Raw genomic sequence first — 25,375 nt, 5'->3', positions numbered from 1 at the left:
TTGCAAGCTTACGGAACATTCGATCATGGCTAACTACGATCTCGTCGTCATCGGCACCGGACCCGGTGGTTATGTCTGCGCCATCCGCGCGGCGCAGCTCGGTATGAAGGTGGCAGTGGTCGAGAAGAACGCCACTCTCGGCGGCACCTGTCTCAATGTCGGCTGCATGCCGTCGAAGGCCCTGCTGCATGCCTCTGAATTGTTCGAGGAGGCCGGGCATTCCTTCGCCAAGATGGGCATCAAGGTGCCGGCGCCCGAGATTGACCTGCCGGCGATGATGAACTTCAAGCAGCAGGGCATCGACGGCAACGTCAAGGGCGTCGAGTTCCTGATGAAGAAGAACAAGATCGACGTGCTCCAGGGCAAGGGCAAGATCCTCGGCACCGGCAAGGTGCAGGTGACCGGCAATGACGGGACCGCGCAGACCGTCGAGACCAAGAACATCGTGATCGCCACCGGCTCCGACATCGCGCGCCTCAAGGGCATCGAGATCGACGAGAAGCGCATCGTCTCCTCGACCGGCGCGCTGTCGCTGGACAAGATTCCTTCGAGCCTGCTCGTCGTCGGTGCCGGCGTGATCGGGCTCGAGCTCGGCTCGGTGTGGCGCCGCCTCGGCGCCAAGGTCACCGTGGTCGAATTCCTCGACCGCATCCTGCCCGGCATGGACCTGGAGATCGCCAAGCAGTTCCAGCGCATCCTCGAGAAGCAGGGCTTTGCGTTCAAGCTCGGCGCCAAAGTGACCGGTGTCGACACGTCAGGGGCAACGCTCTCCGCGACGATCGAGCCGGCGGCCGGCGGCGCGGCTGAGAAGATCGAAGCCGACGTGGTCCTCGTCGCGATCGGCCGCGTGCCCTACACCGACGGCCTCGGCCTGCAGGAGGCGGGCGTGGTGCTCGACCATCGCGGCCGCGTCCAGATCGATCACCATTTCGCGACCAACGTGCCCGGCGTCTACGCCATTGGCGACGTCGTCGCCGGCCCGATGCTCGCGCACAAGGCCGAGGATGAGGGCGTGGCGGTGGCCGAGATCCTCGCCGGCCAGGCCGGTCATGTGAACTACGACGTCATTCCGGGCGTCGTCTACACCACGCCGGAAGTGGCCTCCGTCGGCAAGACGGAAGACGAGCTCAAGCAGGCCGGCGTTGCGTATACCGTCGGCAAGTTTCCGTTTACCGCGAACGGCCGCTCCAAGGTCAACCAGACCACTGACGGTTTCGTGAAGATCCTCGCAGATGCGAAGACCGATCGCGTGCTCGGCGTGCACATCATCGGCCGCGAGGCCGGTGAACTGATCCACGAAGCCGCCGTATTGATGGAGTTCGGTGGCTCTGCCGAGGATCTGGCGCGCACCTGCCACGCCCATCCGACGCGCTCGGAGGCCGTCAAGGAAGCCGCCCTTGCGGTGGGCAAGCGTGCCATCCACATGTGACCGACGCTTTGCGGCGTGATCGGTGGGTGCGACAAAAAGGTCTGTCGACCACGCTGAACCAAACGGCAAGGTTCGAGGTCGTATCGTCATGGCGGCCTCAGCCCGAGGCCGGGCCGAGATGGAGTGCCATGCTGCGCCGCCTGCTTCAGCCGTTCTGGGTCCTGCTCGCGATCATCTTCCTGATCGAAGCTTGGCTGTGGGACCATCTCGAACCGATCGTGGCGCGCATCGTCGCCGCGATCCCGCTCCGCAGCCTGAAGCATTGGCTCGCCGCCCGGATCGAGACGCTGTCGCCGGCGCTGACGCTGGTGGTCTTCGTCGTGCCGGTCGTGCTGCTGTTTCCGCTCAAGCTGCTCGGCATGTGGCTGCTGATGCATCATCAATGGAAGCTCGCGCTGGGTACGATCGTGTTTGGCAAGATGGTCGGCGTCGGCATCACCGCCTTCATCTTCGACGTGACGCGCAGCAAGCTGCTGCAGATGCCGTGGTTCGCTTGGCTCTATGACGCCGTGCTCACGCTGCGCCGGAAGGCAGCGGCGCTGGTCGACCCGATCAAGCAGCGCATCCGCGAGATCGTCAGCGACGTGCTCGGCGGCAACACCCGTGGCTGGTCCGCCCGGGTGGTTCGCCAGATCACGCGCTTTCGCCGCAGCGTGCAGCAGGCGCGGTGATCCGGACTTGCCCGGAACCTAACAGCGGGCAGATTTGCCGAGTTGTTATTCACTCCCCCCGCTTGCGGGGAGGTCGCGTCGCATCGTCAGATGCGACCGGTGGGGGAATTGTCTCCATATGCACCGCTGCTGCGGTGGCCTCCACCCCAACCCTCCCCCGCAAGCGGGGGAGGGAGTCACACGCCGTCCTTCACCTCAGTGCAGATGCAGGAGATGCGGCTGGAACAGTCCGAGCACGGTCATGGCGATCCCGACCAGTGCGAGCGCGCCCGAGGCCCAGGCCAGCACCAGCATGCCGGTGATGATCGTCGCTGACGCCAGCACGATGCCGATCTGGAAGGCGGCCGAGGCCAGCTCGTAGTGGTGGTATTTCGCCGTGGCGAGGTCACGCTCCTCCTCGGCATGCTTGGCGCGCGCGGCGAGCTGTTCGCTGCCTTCGCCGGTCTCCGGCTCGGAGCGGTAGCGTGCGGCGTTTTTCTGCCAGTCGTCGATCTGCTTCTGCAGCGCCGCCTTGGTCGCTTCGTCGGGCAGCGCGGGCAGGTTGAGCTTGGCCTGCTCGGCGGCGGTCTGCACCACCGTGCGCCGCACCGTCTTGGCCTGGAAGAAGGCCCACAGATTGGACGCTTCGACGTTCTTGCTGATCGATTCGGTCTGCGCGCCCTTGCCGAGCGTCTCCGACAACGCCAGGAACAGCGCGATCACCGCGATCAGCAGTGCGATCTTCTTGTTCTCACCCGAGGCGTGCTCGGCGTGCTCCGCATGCTCCATGCTCTCATGTGCGCTCATCTGTTCCCCTCCGGATCAAGCGTCGGACGATTGCCGGAACGGGGGCGCCAGCGCAAGCGAAACGATATGACGGAACGGTGTCAGCGCCGCGGGTGCGCTGACGCGTAGACCTGCAGCAGCCGCTCCGAATCGATGCCGGTATAGACCTGCGTGGTCGACAGCGAGGCGTGGCCGAGCAGCTCCTGGATCGCGCGCAGGTCGCCACCGCGCGACAACAGATGCGTCGCGAAGGAATGCCGCAGCGCGTGCGGTGTGGCGCTGTCGGGCAGGCCGAGCGCGCCGCGCAGCCGCTCCATCACGAGCTGGATGATGCGCGGGCTCAACGGGCCGCCCTTGGCGCCGAGAAACATCGGCCCCTCCGCGGGAAGCGGATAGGGACAGAGCCGGGCGTAGTCGTCGATCAGCTGCAGCACGTTCTGCAGCACCGGCACCATGCGGGTCTTGTTGCCCTTGCCGGTGACCACCAGCACGTCGCCTTCGCCCGGCCGCGGCACCTCGCGCCGCTTCAGGCCGAGCGCCTCGGAGATGCGCAGGCCCGAGCCGTAGAGCAGGGCCATCACGGCGGCATCGCGCGCCAGCACCCAGGTCTCGCGCGTCTCGCCGGCGCGCTCATCGGCATCGGCGAGCCGCTTGGCGGCATCCATCGGCAGCGGTTTCGGCAGGCTCTTGGCGATTTTCGGCGCGCGAATCCCGGCGAGCGCGCCGACCTTGCCTTGGCCCTCGCGCTCCAGGAAGCGTCCGAACGAGCGCAAGCCCGCCAAGGTCCGCATCAGCGAGCGCCCGGCAATGTCGTCGGCGCGGCGCATCGCCATGAAGGCGCGGATGTCGGCGGCCTCCAGCGCGGCGAAGCGCGCCAAGGTCACCGGCTCACCCCAATGCGTGCAGAGAAATTGCAGACACTGCCTGAGGTCGCGGGCATAGGCCTCGACCGTCTTCGGCGACAGCCGCCGCTCGCTGCGCAGATGCGCCAGCCACTGCATCATGGCGCGGATCACGCCCTCGTCGGCGCCGAGGAGGTCCATGAGGTCGGGCGTCTCCGCCGCTGATGTCGTGGTTGCGGCCATCGCGAACAGCTCGATCTTATCGTGTCGATTCGTTTATATCGCACCGTCGTCCTTTACCGTTCGCTAACTTTGCCGGGCGGCTTTCGCTTCAGCCAGAGCAAGGCTATCTCCGCCCCTATGGACCGCGCGACCGATCTCTTTCCAGGTGCCCCTAGCACGGCCGGCGTGGTCGACGTGCTGGTTCCGGTCGCGCTCGACCACACTTATTCCTACCGCGTGCCGCGCGGGATGGACCTAAAGCCGGGCGACGTCGTCGGCGTGCCGCTCGGCGCGCGCGAAGTGCTGGCGGTGGTGTGGGCGGAGAATGCCAATCCCGATCCACGGCTGCACAACCGGTTGAAGGATGTCAGCGAGAAGCTCGACGTGCCGCCGCTCAAGCCGGAGCTGCGGTCGCTGGTCGACTGGGTCGCCAATTACACGCTGTCGCCGCGCGGCATGGTGCTGCGGATGGCGCTGCGCATGGGCGAGCATCTCGGACCGGAGCGTGTGCGGCTCGGCGTCCGCCTGGTCGGGAACCCGCCGAAACGGCTGACGCCGGCGCGGAGGCGGGTCATCGAGGCTGTGTCGGACGGCCTGCTGCATGGCAAGTCCGATCTCGTCCGCGAGATCGGCGTGTCCGGCAGTGTCATCGACGGCCTCGTCGACGAGGGCACCCTGACGGTCGAAGCGATGCCGTGGACGCTGGCGCCGCCTGCGCCCGATCCCGACTTCGCCCGGCCGGAGTTCTTCGACGCGCAGCTGGCCGGCGTCGCGGCGATGCGGACGCTGGCCGCCAACGGCACCTTCGCTGTGGCACTGCTCGACGGCGTCACCGGCTCCGGCAAAACCGAAGTGTATTTCGAGGCGGTGGCCGAAACGATCCGCCGCGGCCGCCAGTCGCTGATCCTGATGCCGGAGATCGCCCTGACCGGCCAGTTTCTCGAGCGCTTCTCGCGCCGCTTCGGCGTCCGCCCGCTGGAATGGCATTCCGAGCTGACCCCGCGCACGCGCCAGCGCAACTGGGCGTCGATCGCCGCCGGCGAGGCGCCGGTCGTGGTCGGCGCGCGCTCGGCGCTGTTCCTGCCCTATGCGGATCTTGGCCTGATCGTCGTCGATGAGGAGCACGACCAGGCCTACAAGCAGGACGAGGGCGCGCATTACCATGCCCGCGACATGGCGGTGGTGCGCGGCCACATCGCCAAATTTCCGGTGGTGCTGGCGTCGGCGACGCCGTCGGTCGAGACCGAGGTCAATGCGCGCAAGGGCCGCTACCAGCGCGTGGCGCTGCCGTCGCGGTTCGGCGGCCAGCACATGCCGCATATCGAGGCCATCGACCTCCGGCGAGAGCCGCCGCCGCGCGGCCGCTACATCTCGCCGCGGCTGGCGGGCGAGATCCGCACCGCGATCGAGCGCGACGAGCAGGCGCTCTTGTTCCTAAACCGCCGCGGCTATGCGCCGCTGACCCTGTGCCGCGCCTGCGGCCACCGCTTCGCCTGCACCATCTGCGACGCCTGGCTGGTCGATCATCGTTTTCGCCAGCGGCTGGTCTGCCACCATTGCGGGTTCTCGATGGCCCGGCCGCCGACCTGCCCGCATTGCGCGGCCGAGGAATCCCTGGTCGCCGTCGGCCCCGGCGTCGAGCGGCTGCAGGAGGAGGCGGCGGCGCTGTTTCCGGACGCGCGCAGCATGGTGCTGTCGAGCGACCTGATCACCTCGATCGAGACCATGCGTGCCGAGCTGACCGAGATCGCGGAAGGCCGAGTCGATCTGATCATCGGCACCCAGCTTGTGGCCAAGGGCCATAATTTTCCGCGGCTGAATCTGGTCGGGGTGGTCGATGCCGATCTCGGCCTCGGCAATGGCGATCCGCGCGCCGCCGAGCGCACCTGGCAGCTCCTCAACCAGGTGATCGGCCGCGCCGGCCGCGAGCAGGGCCGGGGCCGCGGCTATCTGCAGACCCACCAGCCCGAGCATCCCGTCATGAAGGCGCTGGTCGCCTGCGACCGCGAGGCCTTCTACACCAGCGAGATCGACGCCCGCGAGCGCACCGGCTATCCGCCGTTCGGCCGGCTGGCCAGCCTGATCATCTCGGCCGGCGACCGGCCGACCGCGGAGGGCTTCGCGCGCCGGCTGGTGGCGTCAGCGCCGCGAGAGGAGGGCGTGCTGCTGCTCGGTCCGGCCGAAGCCCCGCTCGCCGTCATCAAGGGCCGCTACCGCTTCCGGCTGCTGCTCAAATCGGCCCGCAATTTCGATCTGTCGGATTATCTGCGCCACTGGCTGGCGCATGCCGAGAAGCCCAAGGGCAATCTCAAGCTCGAGGTCGACGTCGACCCGCAGAGCTTCCTGTAACGTCCGGGATCGCTCTCTCCACCGTCATTGCGAGCGCGGCGAAGCAATCCAGGGGCCTGGTCGGGACTCTGGATCGCTTCGTCGCTTCGCTCCTCGCAATGACGCGTGGATAGTGGATAGATGCAGGTGCCTTACGACACGACCTCGGCGGTGACGCGGCCGACGCCGGCGCGGGTCAGGCCGATGGCGCGGGCGGCGCCGGTCGAGAGGTCGAGCACGCGGCCGCGGATGAACGGGCCACGGTCATTGACGGTGACGATGACGCTGTTGCCGCCATGGGTGACGCGCAGCTTGGTGCCGAACGGCAGCGAGCGGTGGGCGCAGGTCATGGCGTTGGCGTTCATGCGCTGACCGGATGCGGTGCGGCTGCCGGACTCATTGCCGTAATACGAGGCCATGCCGGAGAAGGTGCGGCCGGTGCCGGAGGTTGGGGTGACCGACGCATTGGCGTTCATCCAGGACGAGCCGTTGGACGACCAGCCGTTCGAAAAGGAGTCTGCCGCGGGCTGAGCGGCTTGGCGCGCCATGTGGTGATGGTGGCGAGCGTGATGATGGTGATGCCTGGAGCGGGCCGAGGCTTCGGTGGCACTGCCACCGACGATCAACGTCACGGCTACAGCGAGTGCGGTGCGCGAGCCGGCGATTTTGCCAGCCGAGAGGTTCTTCAGTTTGATCATCTATCTGTCCCTCGAAACAGTATTGCCGCCTTCTGCGGCCAGTGGACCCCCGTCAGGTGTTGAGGCGGGCGCCGTTTGGTGGGGCAATGAGGCACGAATGGGGCAGTAGAAATTGTTCCGATCCAGTTCAATTATCTTCGGACTTGTTCCGTCACGCTCGGAAAATTCCGTAATCCGGCCCTTTAACACTTCGTTAAGTAATGAATACTTCGTACTACTTTCGAGTTAAGTTCTCGTTGGGCATACCAAGATGACGCCAAGTAATGCGTTCCCAGCGCGGGAGGCGCGGCGAAGTCGGCCAAACAAGAGTCAAGGGGAATGGGACATGGCGGCCATGCAGCAACAGCTGGAACACTTGGACTCTACGGAGGTATTTCTGTCCGGTCTGCGGTTGGCCCATTTGGCGTGGTCGGCGTGGGTGCCGCGGTTCCCAATGCAGCGCGGCAACAACGTGCCGAATAGCGGGCCGCCGCTTGTTGCGGCTGCGCTTACGCTATGTTAGCAAAGCGCCGCTTTTCGTGATCAAGCTGCTCTCGCGGCGATCGAAAATCAAAGTCCTGCTTGAATTCCAAGGGCTTAACTGGACTGCCGCTGCGGCGGCGCGCCGGTTTCCCTCTTGTGGGTTGGGCACATATAAAAAGAGCGCGCCTGTGGCTGCTGAAGATCCCTCCGTGTCCGGTGTGTCCGGTCGTTACGCGACGGCCCTGTTCGAACTGGCCCGTGACGAAAAGTCCGTCGATACGGTCAAGGCCGATCTCGACAAATTCAATGCTCTTCTCGATGAAAGCGCCGACCTCAAGCGCCTCGTTCGCAGTCCGGTGTTCGGCGCGGACGTGCAGCTGAAGGCGCTGAACGCCGTGCTCGACAAAGCCGGCATCGCCGGAGTTGCAGCCAATGTGCTGCGCGTGCTGACCGCCAACCGCCGTCTGTTCGCGGTGGTCGACGTGATCCGAGCCTTCAATGCGCTGGTCGCAAAGTATAAGGGTGAAGCCACGGCCGACGTCACCGTCGCCGAGCCGCTCTCCGACAAGAATCTCGACGCCCTGAAGGCCTCACTGAAGACGGTGACCGGCAAGGACGTCGCGCTCAACGTGAAAGTCGATCCAGCGATTATCGGCGGGCTCGTCGTCAAGCTCGGCAGCCGCATGATCGATAGTTCGCTTCGCACCAAACTCAACTCGATCAAGCACGCGATGAAAGAGGCAGGCTGATGGACATCCGCGCCGCGGAAATTTCCGCGATCCTCAAGGACCAGATCAAGAATTTCGGGCAGGAAGCCGAAGTCACCGAAGTCGGGCAGGTGCTGTCCGTCGGTGACGGTATCGCCCGCGTCTACGGTCTCGACAACGTCCAGGCCGGTGAGATGGTCGAGTTCGAGAACGGCACCCGCGGCATGGCGCTGAACCTCGAGACCGACAATGTCGGCGTCGTCATCTTCGGTGCCGACCGCGAGATCAAGGAAGGCCAGACCGTCAAGCGCACCCGCGCCATCGTCGACGCCCCCGTCGGCAAGGGCCTGCTCGGTCGCGTCGTCGACGCGCTCGGCAACCCGATCGACGGCAAGGGCCCGATCCAGTTCACCGAGCGCAAGCGGGTGGACGTCAAGGCGCCGGGCATCATTCCGCGCAAGTCGGTCAACGAGCCGATGGCCACCGGCCTGAAGGCGATCGACGCGCTGATCCCGATCGGCCGCGGCCAGCGCGAGCTGATCATCGGCGACCGCCAGACCGGCAAGACCGCGATCGCGCTCGACACCATCCTGAACCAGAAGCCGCTCAACGCGCAGCCGGACGAGAAGATCAAGCTGTACTGCGTCTATGTGGCTGTCGGTCAGAAGCGTTCGACCGTCGCCCAGTTCGTGAAGGTGCTCGAGGAGCAGGGCGCGCTGGAATATTCGATCGTGGTCGCTGCGACCGCGTCCGATCCGGCCCCGATGCAGTATCTGGCGCCGTTCACCGGATGCACTATGGGCGAGTACTTCCGCGACAACGGCATGCACGCTGTCATCATCTATGACGACCTCTCCAAGCAGGCTGTCGCCTACCGCCAGATGTCGCTGCTGCTGCGCCGTCCGCCGGGCCGCGAAGCCTATCCGGGCGACGTGTTCTACCTGCACTCCCGCCTGCTCGAGCGCGCCGCCAAGCTGAACGAGACCCAGGGTGCGGGTTCGCTGACCGCCCTGCCGGTCATCGAGACCCAGGCCAACGACGTGTCGGCCTACATCCCGACCAACGTCATCTCGATCACCGACGGCCAGATCTTCCTGGAGACCGACCTGTTCTTCCAGGGCATCCGCCCCGCGGTGAACGTCGGTCTGTCGGTGTCGCGCGTCGGCTCCTCGGCGCAGACCAAGGCGATGAAGAAGGTCGCTGGCAAGATCAAGGGTGAGCTGGCGCAGTACCGCGAAATGGCGGCGTTCGCCCAGTTCGGCTCCGACCTCGACGCCGCAACGCAGCGCCTGCTGAACCGCGGTTCGCGCCTGACCGAGCTCCTGAAGCAGCCGCAATTCTCGCCGCTGAAGATGGAAGAGCAGGTCTGCGTGATCTGGGCCGGTACCAACGGCTATCTCGACGCACTTCCGCTGGGCAAGGTCCGTGCGTTCGAGGACGGCCTGCTGTCGCTGCTGCGCGGCAAGCATGCCGATCTGCTGAACACGATCCGCGACACCCGCGATCTGTCGGACGACAGCGCTGCCAAGCTGAAGGCTGCGGTCGAGGGCTTCGCCAAGACCTTCTCCTGATCGTTCGGGAGGCGTGGCCGGCTTGACCGGCCACCCCACGTCGACGACGTGGACCAAGATGTCACGCCAGGCACACGGCCTGGCGCCAAATGATCTTTATGGGTTGAGCGGCCGGGTCCTGACGGATCGGCCGCCGGGGTGAGCTAACGAACCATGGCGTCACTGAAAGATATGCGGGTGCGCATCGCCTCGACCAAGGCGACGCAGAAGATCACCAAGGCGATGCAGATGGTGGCGGCCTCCAAGCTGCGCCGCGCGCAGCTTGCCGCCGAGGCGGCTCGTCCCTATGCCGAAAAGATGGATGCGGTGATCTCGAACATCGCGGCGGCCTCCGCCGGCTCGCCGGCGAGCTCGAAGCTGCTGGCCGGCACCGGGCGCGACCAGGTCCATCTGCTGCTGGTCTGCACCGGCGAGCGCGGCCTGTCCGGTGCGTTCAACTCGTCGATCGTGCGCCTGGCACGCGAGCGTGCCCTGGCCCTGATGAACCAGGGCAAGGACGTGAAGTTCTTCTGTGTCGGCCGCAAGGGCTATGAGCAGCTGCGCCGCCAGTTCGAGAAGCAGATCATCGAACATGTCGACCTGCGCTCGGTGCGGCAGATCGGCTTCGTGCACGCCGAGGACATCGCCAAGAAGGTGATCGCCCGGTTCGATGCCGGCGAATTCGACGTCTGCACGCTGTTCTATTCGCGCTTCAAGTCGGTTATCGCCCAGGTCCCGACCGCTCAGCAGATCATTCCGCTGGTCGTCGAGGCGCCCGCCGCGAACGCGGCGCCGGTGGCGCTGTACGAGTACGAGCCGGAGGAGGACGAGATCCTGTCCTCGCTGCTGCCGCGCAATGTCGGCGTCCAGATCTTCCGCGCTCTGCTCGAGAACAACGCCTCGTTCTACGGCGCGCAGATGTCGGCGATGGACAACGCCACGCGCAACGCCGGTGAGATGATCCGCAAGCAGACGCTGGTCTACAACCGCACGCGTCAGGCGATGATCACCAAGGAGCTGATCGAAATCATTTCGGGTGCCGAGGCGGTCTAGCCGCGCCGCGCCCATTGGAAGCAATCACGTTCAATTCTCGCGGTCGAACCGACCGCGGCCTGAAATTCGGATCGTAAGGAGAGAGATGAGATGGCTACCGCAGCCAACCAGATCGGTCGCATCACCCAGGTGATCGGCGCTGTCGTCGACGTTCAGTTCGAAGGTCACCTGCCCGCAATTCTCAACTCGCTGGAAACGAAGAACGCCGGCAACCGCCTCGTGCTCGAGGTCGCACAGCATCTCGGTGAATCCACCGTGCGCGCGATCGCGATGGACACCACGGAAGGTCTCGTGCGCGGTCAGGAAGTGACCGACACCGGCGCTCCGATCCGCGTTCCCGTCGGCGAAGGCACGCTCGGCCGCATCATCAACGTGATCGGCGAGCCGATCGACGAAGCTGGCCCGGTCAAGGCCGACAGCCTCCGCGCCATCCACCAGGAAGCGCCGAGCTACACCGACCAGTCGACCGAGGCCGAGATCCTCGTCACCGGCATCAAGGTCGTCGACCTGCTCGCGCCCTACGCCAAGGGCGGCAAGATCGGCCTGTTCGGCGGCGCCGGCGTCGGCAAGACCGTGCTGATTCAGGAGCTGATCAACAACGTCGCCAAGGCGCATGGTGGTTACTCGGTGTTCGCCGGCGTCGGCGAGCGGACCCGCGAGGGCAACGACCTCTATCACGAGTTCATCGAGTCCAAGGTCAACGCGGATCCGCACAATCCGGATCCGTCGGTGAAGTCGAAATGCGCGCTGGTGTTCGGCCAGATGAACGAGCCGCCGGGTGCCCGCGCCCGCGTCGCGCTCACCGGTCTGACCATCGCCGAAGACTTCCGCGACAAGGGCCAGGACGTGCTGTTCTTCGTCGACAACATCTTCCGCTTCACCCAGGCGGGCTCGGAAGTGTCGGCGCTGCTCGGCCGCATCCCTTCGGCGGTGGGCTATCAGCCGACGCTCGCCACCGACATGGGCGCGCTGCAGGAGCGCATCACCACCACCACCAAGGGTTCGATCACCTCGGTGCAGGCAATCTACGTGCCGGCCGACGACTTGACTGACCCGGCGCCGGCCACCTCGTTCGCCCACTTGGACGCGACCACGACGCTGTCGCGCTCGATCGCTGAAAAGGGCATCTATCCGGCGGTCGACCCGCTCGACTCGACCTCGCGCATGCTGTCCCCGCTGGTCGTCGGCGAGGAGCACTATGCGGTCGCCCGTCAGGTGCAGCAGGTGCTGCAGCGCTACAAGGCGCTGCAGGACATCATCGCCATCCTGGGCATGGACGAACTGTCGGAAGAGGACAAGCTGACCGTGGCGCGCGCCCGCAAGGTCGAGCGCTTCATGTCGCAGCCGTTCCATGTCGCCGAAATCTTCACCGGCTCGCCGGGCAAGTTCGTCGAGCTCGCCGACACCATCAAGGGCTTCAAGGGCCTGGTGGAAGGCAAGTACGACCACCTGCCGGAGGCTGCCTTCTACATGGTCGGCACCATCGAAGAGGCGGTCGAGAAGGGCAAGAAGCTGGCGGCGGAAGCCGCCTAGGGCGAATGGCGAATAGGGAGTAGCGAATAGGGTTTATCCGCTGCTTCCTTCCCCCACTCGCTATTCGCTACTCGCTATTCGCAGGTTTTCTCATGGCAACTTTCCACTTCGATCTCGTCTCGCCGGAAAAGATCGCCTTCTCGGGCGAGGTCGATCAGGTCGACGTTCCCGGCCAGGAGGGTGATTTCGGCGTGCTCGCCGGTCATGCGCCGTTCGTCGCGACTTTGCGGCCCGGCATCCTGACCGTCACGGCCGGCGGAACGCAGCAGAAGATCATCGTGCTCGGCGGCCTCGCCGAGATCTCGGAGAAGGGGCTGACCATCCTCGCCGACGTCGCGACGTCGCTGAAGGAGCTGGACCAGACCGCCTTCGCGGCCGAGATTTCGAGCATGGAAGCCAAGCTGAACGAGAAGCAGGGCAACGAGCTCGATCGTGCGTTCGAGCGGCTCGACCACTTCAAGACGATTCAGCAGCAGCTCAGCACGACGGCGCTGCACTGAGTCTCGGTGCCGCAGGCTGACAAGCGATCGTGGCCGGGCTCCGCCCGGCCATTTTTCATTCCGGCTTGAACGCGCGGCGCGGCCGGGCGACGACTTCAGGGAAGCTGGTTGCGCGGTTGCCGATCCGGCGGAATGCTCCCGGCCCGGTCGAACAGGCGTGGTGAGATGGCAGGCCAGATCGTCTTGAAGCGCAAGATCGCGGCGATTCTTGCCGCTGACATTGCCGGCTATTCACGTCTGGTCGCCGAGGATGAAGAAGAGACGCTGCGGCGTCTGGCTGCCTATCGTGAGGTCGTGGACGACTTCATCGCCCGCGCCGGCGGCCGCATCTTCAACACCGCTGGCGATGCGGTGCTCGCGGAGTTTCCGAGCGCCGTCGAGGCCGTGCGTTGCGCGATCGACATTCAGGAGAGCCTGCGAACCCGGAACAGGGATTTTCCGCCGAACCGGCAGATGAGCTACCGCATCGGCATCACCATCGGCGATGTCGTCGAGCGCGACGGCGATCTGCTCGGTGATGGCGTCAATATCGCGGCTAGGCTGGAGGGCCTCGCCGACGTCGGCGGCATCTGCATCTCGCGCGCGGTGCATGAGCAGGTCGCCAACAAGCTGGCGGTTCAGTTCGCCGACATGGGCGCGCGGGAGGTGAAGAACATCCCGACCCCGGTGCATGCCTATCGGGTGGCGATGCGCCGCGAGGACGGCACCTACGCCGTAGCGGTCACCAAGAAGGCTCGCGCGCTGCGCCTTTTGGGATGGCTTGCGCTCGCTGCGGTCTCACTTGCGGCGATCGGCGTCGGGACGGCTCTCTATCTGGATTATCGCGATCCGCCTCCTGCGCAACGCGATGCCGCCAAGGCCGCGGCCGAGGCGCTGGCGCGGCTCTCGGCGACTCCAGCGCCGCCCGTTTCGTCATCGTCCAAGCCGACGGCGTCACCCGCCGCGCAGCCGGCGTCCACCCCCGAGCCGCAATCGTCGCCGCAAGCCTCGCCCGTCATCGCCGCCGAGAGGTTCGCCGCCGATGCGGTGCCCTTCGTCAGCGAACGTACCCGCATCGCACTGGCCCGCGACTACGGCCCCGCTCCAGCTCACAAGGCGTTCGCGACGACCATCAATGGCGTCAGCGCCTACGTCACGGGACAGTCAAGCGAAGAGGCCGCCAAGGCGGCCGCGCTCGAACAATGTCGCCAGCGCGCCGAGACTTCCAACGGATCGCGCAAATGCGAGCTCTATGCGGTCGGCGACAGCGTGGTCTTTCCGCACAGCAAGCCGCCGCTGCCGCCGCTGCCATGGGTTCGGCACGATCCCACGACGGAGCGCGCTTTCAGCGCCGCCGAGGTGCCCCTGGTGAGCGCCAACGGACGCGCCAGGCTTGAGGTGAATTACGGTCCCGGGCGCCGCTCCAAGGCGATCGCGCTTGGACCCAAGGGACATTTCGTCTTCAGCGTCGGCGCCGACCTGGTCGAAGACGCAGTCAGGCGCAATCTCGAATCCTGCGGCGCGCAGGCCGGCACCCCCTGCATGATCGTGGCGCTCGATGACGCCTTCGTCGTGCCGGTGCCGACCGTGCTGAAAGCCACCGGCTTCTTCCATGCGACGAGCGACCCCGCGATCGCGGCCGATTCCCGCGACGAGGTGGTGCGTCGCCTCGCGGCCTCGCCGTCCGGCTGGAATGCGGTGGCGGTGGGCACCGCGGGTCATCCCGGCTTCGGCCTCAACGGCGACCGCGAGGAGACCGCGATCGGCGGCGCGCTGGCGGATTGCTCCACGCAGGACAGCGACTGTCGTGTCATTGCGATCGGCCCGTTCACGGTCGAGCCGAATTAGCGAGAGCATGATCCGGGAAAGTGGAAACCGGTGTTCCGACAAGGTCATGCTCAAACAAGGAGGAAAGATCATGATGCGTTTCCGTGAAAACGCATCATGATCTAGCCGCCGCTCCTTGCGATTCCCAAAAATGCCTGCGCCACGGCGCGGTAGACCTCGCGGCGGAACGGCACCACCAGATCGGGCACGCGCGCCAGGTGCTCCCAGCGCCAGGCGTCGAACTCTGCCGGCTGGCCATTGCGCGGCGTCACCGGGTCGATGTCCGCCTCGCGTCCCGTGAAGCGCATGGCAAACCATTTCTGGCGCTGGCCGCGAAAGCCGGCGAGGCGGTGGTTGGGATCCTTGAACGGCGGAAACTCGTAGGTCAGCCAGTCGGATTCGCCGAGAATCTCGGCGTCGCGAATGCCGGTCTCCTCCCACAACTCGCGCCGGGCCGCCGCCTGCAGGTCCTCGCCGGGATCGACCCCGCCTTGCGGCATCTGCCATTCGAGGCCAGGCAGGATGATCTCCGGCCCATCGTCGCGAAAGCGGCGTCCGAGAAAGACGAGGCCGTCAGCATTGAACAGCGCGATGCCGACATTCGGCCGGTAGGGTCTGGTTTCGGTCATGCTCTCATCCATGGGATTTTGCGCCGGATAGCAACGCATCGTGACGGCGTTGTCGCGGCCGAGCTGCAGAGATTGTTTGCATGTGCAGCGCGACGCCACCGCCTCAAAGCGAGACCGCGCGAAGCGTCAAGGCGTGGCCGAAGAGGTCACTTGCCGGCGAGGGCGGCGAATTCCTTGACCACGCGCTCATAGACCGGCCGCTTGAACGGCACGATCAGCGTCGGCAGGTTCTGCATCGGCTCCCAGCGCCAGCTGATGAATTCGGCCTTGTGGACGCCGCCGCCCGGACGCTCGACGTCGATCTCGGTATCCGTTCCCGTGAAGCGCAGGGCAAACCATTTCTGCCGCTGGCCGCGATAGCGTCCTTTCCAGGCCCGGCCGGCCACGGTGCGGGGAATGTCGTAGGTCAGCCAGTCGTCGATCTCGGCCAGCTTCTCGACGGAACGGACGCTGGTCTCCTCATAAAGCTCGCGCTTGGCCGCCTCCCAGGCGTCTTCACCGGGGTCGACGCCGCCTTGCGGCATCTGCCAGACATGGGCGTCGTCGACATGCTCGATGCCGCCAGCGCGGCGACCGATGAACACCAGCCCTTCCGAGTTGATCAGCGCGATGCCGACGCAGGTGCGGTAGGGCAGGTCCTCGTAGCGCGTCATTCCGTCTCGGCCTTCCTGCGTTGCTCCGGGCGTCGTCGCTCAGGCTCCGCTCCGACGTCGCCGCGGCGTACGTCCGTTCAGTTCGATTTTGATTTCAGCATCGCAGTTGTCAATGGCACCAGCAGAATGCCCTTGCGATCGAGCCCCTTGATCCAGGCCCCGATGCGGTCGATCGAGACCGGCAGGGCGGAGGCGGTGCCGATCGCGATGCCGCGCTCCTTGGCGAGGCTTTCCAGCTTGGCGAGCGCATTGTCGATTTCGACCGGCGTCGGCACCGCGTCGATGGCCACATCGCCCTTGGCGAACGGCATGGCCCGCCCGGCGGCCAGCGAAGCGGCCACGCTGCGTGGCGCGGCGCCGTCATCGAACAGCGCAAGCCCGCGCTTGGCAGCCTCGTTCACGATCGGCTGCATCGCTGCTTCCGTGGCGACGAAACGCGCGCCCATGAAATTGCCGATACCGACATAGCCCTGCAGCCGGCTCATGTGCCAAAACAGGCGGTCGATGTTCTGGTCCGGCCCAAGCGTGGCGAGCAGCGTCTGCGGTCCCGGATCATTGTCCGGATAGTCGTAGGGCTCCATCGGCACCTGCAGCAGGATCTCGTGGCGCTGGGCCCGCGCCCGCTCGGCCAGCTTGGTCGGGTCGGCGCCATAGGGGGTGAAGGCCAGGGTCACGGCCGGTGGCAGCTTCATGATGGCCTCGACCGTCTTGGCCGCGCCGACGCCGAGACCGCCGATCACGATGGCGACGGCCGGCATCCGGGCGGCCTTGGCCCGGTCGGCCTCGGCCGCATAGGCGGTGAACGGCTTCACGCCATCGGCCATCACCGGGATCATGCCGTAGCGCGATTTCTCCAGCAGCCGCGGATCGACGCCCGGCATCTGGCTCGCTGCCGCGCCTGGTTCGGCTGTCTCGCTGCCACCGCCGCCAATCGCCACCTCCTGGCGCGCGCCGCTCGATCCATCGATGATGGTGACGGTCTTGCGGTCGCCGCCCTCCTGCTTGGCCGGCGCGGCAGCGCCGTGCTCGGACGTCGCCTCATGCTTGGCGTCCGGCTTTGCAGCGCCCGATTTGTCGTCCGGCTTGGCGCCCGCGTTGATCGCGATCCGGGCAATCGGCTCGCCGCCGAGCGGATTGTCGCCGAACAGAGCGAAGCCGGCGAACACCACCAGCAACAGGCCGAGCAGCACGGCGAGAGCCTGCAGGAGCGTGAAGGGAAGCCGAATGCGGCGCCTGCGACGCTTCTCCGTCTGTCCGAGCGGGGCGCTCAGCTCGTCGGCCGTCTCTGTCATCAAAATTCCCGAATCAATCAGGCCTACGATACCACGGCGACGATTCAGGCACAGGCTTCGTGTCCGGGACCGTAGATCCGCGGGACCCGGGCACGGTGGAAAGAGGCTCCTTCCAACGAAAAAGGCGGCCCTGCGGCCGCCTTCCGAAGTCGATGTCGTTGCTGGCAGGATCGGCTTAGTTGGCCGCCTTGGTCGCCGGCTTGTCGGCTGCCGCCTTGTCGGTGGTGGGCGCCGGCGTGTTGGCGCTGTTCTTGATGCCGTGCAGCAGGTCGGCGGCGAGCTTGAGCGCCTTGTCGTCCTTGGCATCCGGCGGCACGTAGGACTGCGAGCCGGTCTTCTCGTCGCCATCGTTCTTCAGATGGCCGCGCAGCGAAGCCTCGCCCTTGGTGTCGGTGCGCGACTTCAACTCGTCTGGCACATCCTGCAGCACTTCGATGTCTGGCACGATGCCCTTGGCCTGGATCGACTTGCCCGACGGCGTGTAGTAGCGCGCAGTCGTCAGACGCAGCGCGCCGTTGCCGGCGCCGAGCGGGATGATCGTCTGCACCGAGCCCTTGCCGAACGAGCGCGTGCCAACCAGCGTCGCACGCTTGTGGTCCTGCAGCGCGCCGGCCACGATCTCGGAGGCCGAGGCCGAGCCGCCATTGATCAGCACGATGACCGGCTTGCCCTTGGTGAGGTCGCCGGCATGCGCGGAGCGGCGCTGCGTCTCCTCGGCGTTGCGGCCGCGGGTGGAGACGATCTCACCGCGCTCCAGGAACGCGTCGGACACCGTGACGGCCTCTTCGAGCAGGCCGCCCGGATTGTTGCGCAGATCGATGACGTATCCCTTCAGCTTGTCTCCGATCTGGGTCTGCAGATCGGCGATGCTCTTCTTGAGGCCTTCGGTGGTCTGCTCGTTGAAGGTGGTGATGCGGATATAAGCGATATCGTCGGATTCGATGCGCGAGCGCACCGAGCGGACGCGGATATTGTCGCGGGTCAGCGTAATATCGAGCGGATTGTCGGCGCCCTTGCGCACCACCTTCAGCTTGATCTTGGTGCCGACCGGGCCGCGCATCTTCTCGACCGCCTGGTTGAGGGTGAGGCCCTGCACCGCTTCTTCGTCGAGATTGGTGATGATGTCGTTGGCCTGGATGCCGGCCTTCGAGGCCGGGGTGTCGTCGATCGGCGACACCACCTTGATCAGGCCATCTTCCATCGTGACTTCGATACCGAGGCCGCCGAACTCGCCGCGGGTCTGCACCTGCATGTCGCGGAAGCTCTTTGCATCCATGTAGCTCGAATGCGGATCGAGGCCGGACAGCATGCCGCTGATGGCGGATTCGACCAGTTTCGAGTCGTCCGGCTTCTCGACATAGTCGCTGCGCACCCGTTCGAACACGTCGCCGAACAGGTTGAGCTGGCGATAGGTGTCGGCAGTTGCGGCGCGCGCGGTCGATCCCATCAACACCGCGCGTGGTTGAGTCACGAACAAGGTCAATGCCGCACCGGTGGCCGCGCTCAGGAGAATTACCGAAGTCTTACGCATCATCCGCGTACCTTTTCGCCTTCATTTGCGGCCCACCATGGGCCTGGATCGATTGGAGTGCCGTCCTTACGGAACTCGACATAGAGCACTGGTTGACTCGCATTGGTAGCGAGAATGGAGGCGACCTGGGACGTCGTACCCATGGTCGCGACCGGCTCTCCCGTCTGAACAAACTGCCCGATGTTGACGGAAATGCGCTCCATCCCGGCGATCAAGACATGATACCCGCCACCGGCGTTAAGGATCAAGAGTTGTCCGTAGCTGCGGAAGGGGCCGGCATACACAACCCAGCCATCACACGGGGTTGTGACCTGAGCCCCCGGACGGGCCGCCAAGGAAATGCCTTTATCGACGCCGCCCGCGCCGTCGGATGCACCGAATTCCCGAAGCTTGGTGCCGTTGACGGGGTAGGTCAGCATGCCCTTGGTCGACGCGAAGGCGATCGCCGGCGTCTTGCGGCCCGGATTGCGCAAGGCGTTCGCATCGGGCTTGCCGTTGACCGGAACGCCCTGCAGGCTCGCGGTCGAGGCCGCCTTGGCGGCGCTCTTGATGTCGAGCTCCATGGTCGAGATCAGCCCCTGCAGCGTGTCGATCTGCTGGGCGAGCGCCACAGCGCGGAGGCTCTCGGCCTCCATGTCCTTCTCGGCCGTCGCCTGCTTGCGCTGCCGCTCCTCGACCAGCGCGGCGAGCCGGGTTTGATCGGTGCGGAGCTTGTCGCGATCGGCGGCCAGCTTGTCGCGCTCAGTGGCGATGGTCTTGCGCAGGGCGACGAGTTCGCCGAGATCGGTCGAGAGCTTTTCGGCCCGGCCGCGCATCTCAGGAACCACCGAGCCGAGCAGCATGGCGGTGCGCAGCGATTGCAGCGCGTCCTCGGGCCGGACGAGCAGCGCCGGCGGCGTGCGGCGGCCAGCGCGCTGCAAGGCGGCCAATACTTCGATGATCTCGGTGCGCCGCGCTTCCAAAGAGGTGCGAAGATCCTGCTCGCGACCATCGAGGCCGCGCAGGCGGGTCTCGGCTTCGCCGACTCTGACCTCGACGCTCCGCACCTGCGAGGCGACGTCGATCAGCTGCTGGTTGAGCTTGCCGCGGTCCTCCCCGAGCGTCGCGATCTCCGCCTTCAACCGCTCCTGCGCCTCGGCAGCCGCCTTTTGCGCGGCACGCGCGGCCTCGAGCTCCTGCGCGCGCTGCTTCAGCTGCTCCGGGGTCGGCGGTGTCGGTGAGGGTGTACCGGCGATGGACGGGCGGAGGCCGGTCTGGGCTGCCGCCGGCGTGCTGGTCAGCGGAGTGAGGCCCAGCGGAGTGAGGCTCAAGGCTGCGAGGCTCACCGCGGCGGTCATCCACGCGCTGCACGTCCGGCCGCTGCGGACGGTGGCAGGTGAGCGAGTGGGGGGCCGCGCAGCGAACATCGACGTCCTTAATGTGCTCCGATCTTAACTGATTCAAGCGCGGTGGTAGGGGTGACCCGCCAGGATCGTAGCAGTACGGTAAATCTGCTCGAACAGCAGAACGCGAACGATCTGATGAGGCCAGGTCGCAGCCCCGAACGCCACCCCGAGCTTGGCTCTGCGCCGTAATTCGGGCGAAAGTCCGTCGGCGCCGCCGATGACGAACACGGCCGCCGGAACGCCTTCGTCGCGCCAGCGTCCGATCTGTGCCGCCAAACTCGTGCTGTCGATGTTCTGGCCGCGTTCGTCGAGGCAGACAAGCACGGATCTGTCCGGAATCAGCGCCGCAATGGCTGCCGCTTCCTCGCTGATCCGCGTGGCCGCGTCGCGTGCGCGGCTTTCCGGTAGTTCATGAAGGTCGAGACCGCGGAAGCCGAGCTTGCGGCCGAGATCGTCGAAGCGCTCGCGGTAACGCTCCGCGAGCTCCCGCTCCGGACCCTGCTTCAATCGGCCAACGGCGATCAAGACGATGCGCATGCGCACGCTCTATCACGTGCGCAGGCCGATTCGTATCGCCCGGCGGCGCTAGAGCACGATCCGGAACAGCGGCAACCGGCTTTCCGAAATGATCGTGATCTACAGCGTCTTTGCCGGGTTGGGCCCTTGTGTCCACAGCCGCTCGAGGTTGTAGAACTCGCGGACCTCAGGCCTGAACACGTGCACGATCACGTCACCGGAATCGATCAGCACCCAGTCGCAATTGGGCAAGCCCTCGATATGGACCTTCTTGGCCCCGGCCTCCTTGAGGCCTTTGGCGACGTTTTCCGCGATCGAGCCGACGTGCCGGTTGGAGCGGCCTGTCGTGATGACCATGTAGTCGGAATACGCCGATTTGCCGTGAAGATCGATGGTGACCGTCTCTTCCGCCTTCATGTCCTCGAGGCGGGAGAGGATCGTGCGCAGAGTCTTGTCGGCGTCGGGTTGCGCCTGCAAGGCCGCATCGTGGGTCGGAGTCTTACGCGCCTTGGCAGTCGCCGACTTGGAGGTCGTTGCCTTGGTCTTGGGTAAGGCCGACTGGGACAATACAGATGTGGTCAGGGACCATTCCTTTCACTGTATCGCAGGCCGAATCCATCCGGCCTGCTGACCATACTAGCCATGTGGGGTTAACTGTTTCAATAATCCAGTCCCCCGGATTCTGGCACTCCGGCCCGACTTTTTAACCATCAGCCCGCCTCGGGCAGGGGCGGACTGCGACGCACTATCTGCGACACACTATGCACATCCGATGCCGCGCGGGTCGCGGCACAGGTCAGACAGACTTCCAACTGCCGTCCGGGTTCCTCAACCCGGTCGACGACAGGCTCAGCTTCAGCCCGGTGAGGTACACCCAGGCCGGCGCGGCGCGGTCAGCCAAGCGGCCGGCATCGGCCTCGGGCAGGCGATAGCGCGCCAATGCGCGGGCGGCGGGTGCGTTCAGAGCGCGGAAGCTGCGGGGCGGGCGATCGACCACGGCCATCGGAACCTGGGCCGCGATGTGCTGCCACTTTTGCCAGCGATGGAACTGCGCGAGATTGTCGGCGCCCATGATCCACACGAAGCGAAGACGCGAGGCGCGCCGGCGCAGGTAATCAATCGTGTCGGCAGTGTAGCGGGTGCCGATGACGGATTCGAGACAGCTGATTTCGATGCGCGGATCCGCTGCCACCTTGCGCGCCGCGGCAGCGCGTTCGGCGAGCGCATGCAGTCCGCCATTGTCCTTGAGCGGATTGCCGGGTGTGACCAGCCACCACACGCGGTCGAGCTGCAGCCGCTTCAGCGCGAACAGGCTGATCGCGCGATGGGCCTGGTGCGGCGGGTTGAACGAGCCGCCGAGCAGGCCGATGCGCATGCCGTCGCTGTGAGGCGGCAGCGTCTGGCGGATCGCAAGGCGCATGGCTGCCGTGGCGGTCGGCCCGGCCTCGGCCTGCTGCTCAGGAAACTCAACCACAGGATGCGGCAGTCATGGCCGGGTCTGTCCGGTGCCGTGAATGCGGTATTTGAAGCTCGTCAACTGCTCCACGCCCACCGGCCCACGTGCATGAAACTTGCCGGTGGCGATGCCGATCTCCGCGCCGAAGCCGAACTCGCCGCCATCGGCGAATTGCGTCGAGGCATTGTGCAGCACGATCGCGGAATCGACCTCGTTGAGGAACTTGTCGGCGGCGGCAGGGTCCGCGGTGACGATTGCGTCGGTGTGGTGCGAACCGTGCGCCTGGATGTGCGCGATCGCGCCTTCCACACCGTCGACGACCTTCGCGGCGATCACCGCGTCGAGATATTCGGTGTCCCAGTCCTCGTTGCTGGCGGGCTTCACCCGCGCATCGGCCGCACGCACGGCATCGTCACCCCGCACCTCGCAGCCGGCGTTGATCAGGATGTCGACCAAAGGCTTGATCTTGTCCTGCGACGCGCGATCGATCAGCAGCGTCTCGGCCGCGCCGCACACGCCGGTGCGGCGCATCTTGGCGTTCAGCACGATCGACTTCGCCATCTCGAGGTCGGCGGCGCCATCGACATAGACGTGGTTGACGCCTTCGAGATGCGCGAACACCGGCACCCGCGCCTCGGCCTCGACGCGGGCGACAAGGTTCTTGCCGCCGCGCGGCACGATGACGTCGACGCCGCCGTTCAGGCCGGACAGCAGCAGGCCCACGGCGGCGCGGTCGCGCGTCGGCACCAGCGTGATCGCCGCGTCCGGCAGGCCGGCCTCGCGCAGGCCTTCGACCAAGCATTCGTGAATGGCGCGGCAGGAGCGGAACGAGTCCGAGCCGCCACGCAGGATCACGGCATTGCCGGACTTCAGGCACAGCACGCCGGCATCGGCCGCCACGTTCGGACGGCTCTCGAAGATCACGCCGATCACGCCGAGCGGCACACGCACGCGCTCGATGGTCATGCCGTTCGGCCGCTGCCAGCTCTCGGTGACGACGCCGATGGGATCGGCGACCTCGCGTACAGCGGCAATGCCGTCGGCCATGGCGGTGACGCGGGCCGGGGTCAAGGTCAGGCGATCGAGGAAGGAGGAGGTGATGCCGGCGGCCTTGGCCTCGACGACGTCCTCGGCATTGGCGGCGATGATCGTGTCCGCGCGAGCCCGGATCAGCCGCTCCATCGCCTCCAGCGCCCGGTTCTTCTGCGCGGCCGGTGCCAGCGCCAGCACACGCGCCGCAGCACGGGCGCGGCTTGCGAGGTCGTTCATCAGCGCAGGCAGATCGGCGCTGCCGTCGATGGCTTTGAGGGGCGCGGTCATGGGCGTTCCAACCTTGAATTAAGGCGATGTTCTAGCACGGAAATTGAACTGATGCGAAGCCAGCGCACTCAGCCCGCGATCAGGAGCGGGGCGTCACCGACAGCGTCGCCGCCGCCCGATGGCGGAGAACCGCGTCTTTGACGCTGTTGAAGAGGCTGACCGGCAGGAACCCCCAATGCCACATCGGCCCGCCCGGTTGCCAGTCTTCTCGCGCGCGGCGGATGTCGTGCCCCGGCCAGAAGAACCGGTTCAATTCGCTGGTCACGATCCAGGAATGATCCTGGTCGAGACCCATCCGGCGCTTGACCGCAATCGGGATTTCGATCGCGTCTGGCGAAGCGGCATGAGTGATCGGGACGACGTCGGCGACGATACGATCAGGGAAAGCTGGAATTCGTTCATAGGTCAGCACGACGGCGCACGGGCGGTTCTTCAATCCCTCGATCTGCCGCTTCTCCGCTTCCCGATGCCAGAGGTAGGAATAGCAGATCACGAGACCGGGCAATGGGCGCTTCGGAAGCTGCGCCCGCGTGACGATCTCACTCATTCACCGCCGACGCCCCGGCGCTCATCGGTGATGTCGTCGTCCGTCGCCTCCCAGCGGTATTCTTCGGGGATCTCGCTGTTCACCAGGGCACCCGCGAGGGCGTCGCTCAAGTCCGTCGTCGGGATTACTTCGCGGTAGCCGTCGACGAGCTTCTGGTACGTCTCGGCGGAGAGCAGGACGGCGCTTTCGCGGCCATGCTTGGTGATCACGACCGGCTCCCGCATGGCCTTGTCGTGCCATTCGCCAAAATTCTTGGCCAAATCGGTTGCTGCTGCGCGCGCCATCAAAAGCACCTCGTTTTCCGTATTTTACGGATTTTTGGGCCCAGCGCAAGCGGCTGCGCTATCCCATTGCCCCCGCCGGGCCGATCACCAGGTCGTCGCGATGGATCATCTCGGCGCGGCCGGACATGCCGAGGATGACGGCGACATCCGGCGAGGACCGGCCCTTGATGCGCTCGGCATCGTCGGCGTCATATGCGACCAGGCCGCGGCCGATCTCGTGGGTATCCGGCCCGCGCACTACCACCGCATCGCCGCGGGCGAACTGGCCGTCCACCCGGATGACGCCCGCGGGCAGCAGGCTCTTGCCGGCGCGCAGCGCGGTGACGGCGCCGGCGTCGATGGTCAGCGTGCCCTTCGGCTCCAGCGAGCCTGCGATCCAGCGTTTGCGTGCGGTGACGGGGTTGGCGGGGGTCAGGAACCAGGTGCAGCGGCCGCCATTGGCGATCGCCGCCAGCGGGTGCTCGATCTTGCCGGAGGCGATCAGCATGTGGGTGCCGCCGGTCGTGGCGATCTTGGCGGCCTCGATCTTGGTGCGCATGCCGCCGCGCGAGAACTCCGACGCGGCGCTGCCGGCCATCGCCTCGATGTCGGCGGTGATGCTCTCGACCACCGGAATCAGCCGCGCGTTCGGATCCTGCGCCGGCGGCGCGGTGTAGAGGCCGTCGATGTCGGACAGCAGCACCAGCAGGTCGGCACTGGCCATGGTCGCGACGCGTGCGGCGAGGCGGTCATTGTCGCCGTAGCGGATTTCGGCCGTCGCGACCGTGTCGTTCTCGTTGATGACCGGTACCGCGCGCCAGTCCAGCAGCTTGGCGATCGTCGAGCGCGCATTGAGATAGCGGCGGCGCTCCTCGGTGTCCTGCAAGGTGACCAGGATCTGTCCGGCGCCGATGCCGTGGGCGCCCAGCACCTCCGACCAGATCCGTGCCAACGCGATCTGGCCGACGGCGGCGGCTGCCTGGCTCTCCTCCAGTTTGAGCGGCCCGCGCGGCAGCTTCAGCCGGCTGCGGCCGAGCGCGATCGAGCCTGACGACACCACCAGGAGCTCGCAACCGCGACCGTGCAGTCGCGCGATGTCGGCGGCGAGCGCCGCAAGCCAGGAGGCGCGGACCTCGCCGGCCTCGGAATCGACCAGCAGCGACGAGCCGACCTTGACGACGATGCGGCGGAAATTTTCGAGACGGGGGCTGGCCATG

24 protein-coding genes are annotated in these 25,375 nt (G+C 66.2%); 9 read left to right on the top strand and 15 right to left on the bottom strand.

Annotated elements, in window-relative coordinates; translation table 11 throughout:
• Positions 1–25: 25 nt before the first annotated feature.
• Positions 26–1,429, top strand: coding sequence for a dihydrolipoyl dehydrogenase (gene lpdA, locus ACVIJ6_RS09580; protein WP_456772519.1), 1,404 nt, complete (start codon positions 26–28; stop codon positions 1,427–1,429).
• A 128-nt stretch (positions 1,430–1,557) separates the two neighbouring features.
• A complete protein-coding gene (locus tag ACVIJ6_RS09575) occupies positions 1,558–2,100 on the top strand; it encodes a hypothetical protein (RefSeq protein WP_456772518.1) in 543 nt (180 codons plus the stop codon).
• A gap of 195 nt (positions 2,101–2,295) precedes the next feature.
• On the opposite strand, the gene ACVIJ6_RS09570 is transcribed toward ACVIJ6_RS09575, so the two are convergent.
• Both ACVIJ6_RS09570 and ACVIJ6_RS09565 read right to left on the bottom strand, forming a co-directional pair.
• A complete protein-coding gene (locus tag ACVIJ6_RS09570) occupies positions 2,296–2,886 on the bottom strand; it encodes a DUF4337 domain-containing protein (protein WP_456772517.1) in 591 nt (196 codons plus the stop codon).
• A gap of 80 nt (positions 2,887–2,966) precedes the next feature.
• Positions 2,967–3,950 carry a tyrosine recombinase XerC gene (locus ACVIJ6_RS09565; RefSeq protein WP_456772516.1) on the bottom strand — a complete coding sequence of 328 codons (984 nt, stop codon included), beginning with the start codon at positions 3,948–3,950 and terminating at the stop codon, positions 2,967–2,969.
• Positions 3,951–4,067: 117 nt separating this feature from the next.
• Here ACVIJ6_RS09565 and ACVIJ6_RS09560 point away from each other — a divergent pair, with 117 nt between their 5' ends.
• Entirely contained in the window at positions 4,068–6,278 is a 2,211-nt protein-coding gene (locus tag ACVIJ6_RS09560; RefSeq protein WP_456776945.1) for a primosomal protein N', read from the top strand.
• 131 nt (positions 6,279–6,409) lie between these two features.
• Here ACVIJ6_RS09560 and ACVIJ6_RS09555 read toward each other — a convergent pair whose 3' ends face one another.
• On the bottom strand, positions 6,410–6,955 hold the full coding sequence (locus tag ACVIJ6_RS09555; protein ID WP_456772515.1) for a septal ring lytic transglycosylase RlpA family protein: 546 nt from the start codon (positions 6,953–6,955) through the stop codon (positions 6,410–6,412).
• Between the two features lie 650 nt (positions 6,956–7,605).
• Here ACVIJ6_RS09555 and ACVIJ6_RS09550 point away from each other — a divergent pair.
• The 6 genes from ACVIJ6_RS09550 to ACVIJ6_RS09525 all read left to right on the top strand — a co-directional run bounded on the left by ACVIJ6_RS09550 (position 7,606) and on the right by ACVIJ6_RS09525 (position 14,587).
• Positions 7,606–8,166, top strand: a complete 561-nt coding sequence (locus tag ACVIJ6_RS09550) for a F0F1 ATP synthase subunit delta (RefSeq protein ID WP_456776944.1) — start codon at positions 7,606–7,608, stop codon at positions 8,164–8,166.
• Positions 8,166–9,695: a F0F1 ATP synthase subunit alpha gene (gene atpA / locus ACVIJ6_RS09545; protein ID WP_012040745.1), complete on the top strand. Its 1,530-nt coding sequence runs from the start codon at positions 8,166–8,168 to the stop codon at positions 9,693–9,695. The genes ACVIJ6_RS09550 and atpA overlap by 1 nt, the downstream gene beginning before the upstream one ends.
• A gap of 153 nt (positions 9,696–9,848) precedes the next feature.
• Complete coding sequence (locus ACVIJ6_RS09540) at positions 9,849–10,727, top strand: F0F1 ATP synthase subunit gamma (protein ID WP_456772514.1); 879 nt, start codon at positions 9,849–9,851, stop codon at positions 10,725–10,727.
• A gap of 90 nt (positions 10,728–10,817) precedes the next feature.
• Positions 10,818–12,260 (top strand): F0F1 ATP synthase subunit beta, encoded by a 1,443-nt coding sequence (gene atpD, locus ACVIJ6_RS09535; RefSeq protein ID WP_456772513.1) that lies wholly within the window; start codon positions 10,818–10,820, stop codon positions 12,258–12,260.
• A 92-nt stretch (positions 12,261–12,352) separates the two neighbouring features.
• The gene (locus ACVIJ6_RS09530; protein WP_456772512.1) at positions 12,353–12,760 is read left to right on the top strand and encodes a F0F1 ATP synthase subunit epsilon; all 408 of its coding nucleotides are present in this window, start codon (positions 12,353–12,355) and stop codon (positions 12,758–12,760) included.
• A gap of 165 nt (positions 12,761–12,925) precedes the next feature.
• On the top strand, positions 12,926–14,587 hold the full coding sequence (locus ACVIJ6_RS09525; RefSeq protein ID WP_456772511.1) for an adenylate/guanylate cyclase domain-containing protein: 1,662 nt from the start codon (positions 12,926–12,928) through the stop codon (positions 14,585–14,587).
• A gap of 101 nt (positions 14,588–14,688) precedes the next feature.
• On the opposite strand, the gene ACVIJ6_RS09520 is transcribed toward ACVIJ6_RS09525, so the two are convergent.
• The 12 genes from ACVIJ6_RS09520 to proB form a co-directional block, all read right to left on the bottom strand.
• The gene (locus ACVIJ6_RS09520; RefSeq protein WP_456772510.1) at positions 14,689–15,195 is read right to left on the bottom strand and encodes an RNA pyrophosphohydrolase; all 507 of its coding nucleotides are present in this window, start codon (positions 15,193–15,195) and stop codon (positions 14,689–14,691) included.
• Between the two features lie 146 nt (positions 15,196–15,341).
• Positions 15,342–15,848, bottom strand: a complete 507-nt coding sequence (locus tag ACVIJ6_RS09515; RefSeq protein WP_012040751.1) for an RNA pyrophosphohydrolase — start codon at positions 15,846–15,848, stop codon at positions 15,342–15,344.
• A gap of 77 nt (positions 15,849–15,925) precedes the next feature.
• The gene (locus tag ACVIJ6_RS09510; protein WP_456772509.1) at positions 15,926–17,140 is read right to left on the bottom strand and encodes a divergent polysaccharide deacetylase family protein; all 1,215 of its coding nucleotides are present in this window, start codon (positions 17,138–17,140) and stop codon (positions 15,926–15,928) included.
• A gap of 175 nt (positions 17,141–17,315) precedes the next feature.
• Entirely contained in the window at positions 17,316–18,674 is a 1,359-nt protein-coding gene (locus tag ACVIJ6_RS09505; RefSeq protein ID WP_041750264.1) for a S41 family peptidase, read from the bottom strand.
• Entirely contained in the window at positions 18,671–20,077 is a 1,407-nt protein-coding gene (locus tag ACVIJ6_RS09500) for a murein hydrolase activator EnvC family protein (RefSeq protein WP_456772508.1), read from the bottom strand. The genes ACVIJ6_RS09505 and ACVIJ6_RS09500 overlap by 4 nt, the downstream gene beginning before the upstream one ends.
• A gap of 33 nt (positions 20,078–20,110) precedes the next feature.
• Complete coding sequence (rlmH, locus tag ACVIJ6_RS09495) at positions 20,111–20,593, bottom strand: 23S rRNA (pseudouridine(1915)-N(3))-methyltransferase RlmH (protein WP_456776943.1); 483 nt, start codon at positions 20,591–20,593, stop codon at positions 20,111–20,113.
• Positions 20,594–20,692: 99 nt separating this feature from the next.
• On the bottom strand, positions 20,693–21,049 hold the full coding sequence (gene rsfS, locus ACVIJ6_RS09490; protein WP_083780752.1) for a ribosome silencing factor: 357 nt from the start codon (positions 21,047–21,049) through the stop codon (positions 20,693–20,695).
• 319 nt (positions 21,050–21,368) lie between these two features.
• Positions 21,369–21,992: a nicotinate-nucleotide adenylyltransferase gene (locus ACVIJ6_RS09485; RefSeq protein ID WP_456776942.1), complete on the bottom strand. Its 624-nt coding sequence runs from the start codon at positions 21,990–21,992 to the stop codon at positions 21,369–21,371.
• Positions 21,993–22,058: 66 nt separating this feature from the next.
• Entirely contained in the window at positions 22,059–23,348 is a 1,290-nt protein-coding gene (locus ACVIJ6_RS09480) for a glutamate-5-semialdehyde dehydrogenase (protein ID WP_456772507.1), read from the bottom strand.
• 79 nt (positions 23,349–23,427) lie between these two features.
• Positions 23,428–23,760, bottom strand: coding sequence for a hypothetical protein (locus ACVIJ6_RS09475; RefSeq protein WP_456772506.1), 333 nt, complete (start codon positions 23,758–23,760; stop codon positions 23,428–23,430).
• A gap of 131 nt (positions 23,761–23,891) precedes the next feature.
• On the bottom strand, positions 23,892–24,179 hold the full coding sequence (locus ACVIJ6_RS09470) for a type II toxin-antitoxin system prevent-host-death family antitoxin (protein WP_456772505.1): 288 nt from the start codon (positions 24,177–24,179) through the stop codon (positions 23,892–23,894).
• Positions 24,180–24,237: 58 nt separating this feature from the next.
• Positions 24,238–25,374 carry a glutamate 5-kinase gene (gene proB, locus ACVIJ6_RS09465; protein ID WP_456772504.1) on the bottom strand — a complete coding sequence of 379 codons (1,137 nt, stop codon included), beginning with the start codon at positions 25,372–25,374 and terminating at the stop codon, positions 24,238–24,240.
• Position 25,375: the final 1 nt, after the last annotated feature.

The sequence above is a fragment of the Bradyrhizobium sp. USDA 4369 genome, assembly GCF_054056435.1.
The sequence above is the reverse complement of the archived record's forward strand: the minus strand, read 5'-3'. Positions and strand labels throughout refer to the sequence as shown.

Coding starts and splice junctions, on each gene's coding strand:
- atpD (WP_456772513.1), top strand. CDS start 10,818: ATGGCTACCGCAGCCAACCAGATCGGTCGCATCACCCAGGTGATCGGC.
- ACVIJ6_RS09505 (WP_041750264.1), bottom strand. CDS start 18,674: ATGATGCGTAAGACTTCGGTAATTCTCCTGAGCGCGGCCACCGGTGCG.
- ACVIJ6_RS09540 (WP_456772514.1), top strand. CDS start 9,849: ATGGCGTCACTGAAAGATATGCGGGTGCGCATCGCCTCGACCAAGGCG.
- ACVIJ6_RS09565 (WP_456772516.1), bottom strand. CDS start 3,950: ATGGCCGCAACCACGACATCAGCGGCGGAGACGCCCGACCTCATGGAC.
- ACVIJ6_RS09555 (WP_456772515.1), bottom strand. CDS start 6,955: ATGATCAAACTGAAGAACCTCTCGGCTGGCAAAATCGCCGGCTCGCGC.
- ACVIJ6_RS09530 (WP_456772512.1), top strand. CDS start 12,353: ATGGCAACTTTCCACTTCGATCTCGTCTCGCCGGAAAAGATCGCCTTC.
- ACVIJ6_RS09560 (WP_456776945.1), top strand. CDS start 4,068: ATGGACCGCGCGACCGATCTCTTTCCAGGTGCCCCTAGCACGGCCGGC.
- atpA (WP_012040745.1), top strand. CDS start 8,166: ATGGACATCCGCGCCGCGGAAATTTCCGCGATCCTCAAGGACCAGATC.
- ACVIJ6_RS09570 (WP_456772517.1), bottom strand. CDS start 2,886: ATGAGCGCACATGAGAGCATGGAGCATGCGGAGCACGCCGAGCACGCC.
- ACVIJ6_RS09575 (WP_456772518.1), top strand. CDS start 1,558: ATGCTGCGCCGCCTGCTTCAGCCGTTCTGGGTCCTGCTCGCGATCATC.
- lpdA (WP_456772519.1), top strand. CDS start 26: ATGGCTAACTACGATCTCGTCGTCATCGGCACCGGACCCGGTGGTTAT.
- ACVIJ6_RS09510 (WP_456772509.1), bottom strand. CDS start 17,140: ATGACAGAGACGGCCGACGAGCTGAGCGCCCCGCTCGGACAGACGGAG.
- ACVIJ6_RS09525 (WP_456772511.1), top strand. CDS start 12,926: ATGGCAGGCCAGATCGTCTTGAAGCGCAAGATCGCGGCGATTCTTGCC.
- proB (WP_456772504.1), bottom strand. CDS start 25,374: ATGGCCAGCCCCCGTCTCGAAAATTTCCGCCGCATCGTCGTCAAGGTC.
- ACVIJ6_RS09485 (WP_456776942.1), bottom strand. CDS start 21,992: ATGCGCCTTGCGATCCGCCAGACGCTGCCGCCTCACAGCGACGGCATG.
- ACVIJ6_RS09470 (WP_456772505.1), bottom strand. CDS start 24,179: ATGGCGCGCGCAGCAGCAACCGATTTGGCCAAGAATTTTGGCGAATGG.
- ACVIJ6_RS09500 (WP_456772508.1), bottom strand. CDS start 20,077: ATGTTCGCTGCGCGGCCCCCCACTCGCTCACCTGCCACCGTCCGCAGC.
- ACVIJ6_RS09515 (WP_012040751.1), bottom strand. CDS start 15,848: ATGACGCGCTACGAGGACCTGCCCTACCGCACCTGCGTCGGCATCGCG.
- ACVIJ6_RS09480 (WP_456772507.1), bottom strand. CDS start 23,348: ATGACCGCGCCCCTCAAAGCCATCGACGGCAGCGCCGATCTGCCTGCG.
- rlmH (WP_456776943.1), bottom strand. CDS start 20,593: ATGCGCATCGTCTTGATCGCCGTTGGCCGATTGAAGCAGGGTCCGGAG.
- ACVIJ6_RS09520 (WP_456772510.1), bottom strand. CDS start 15,195: ATGACCGAAACCAGACCCTACCGGCCGAATGTCGGCATCGCGCTGTTC.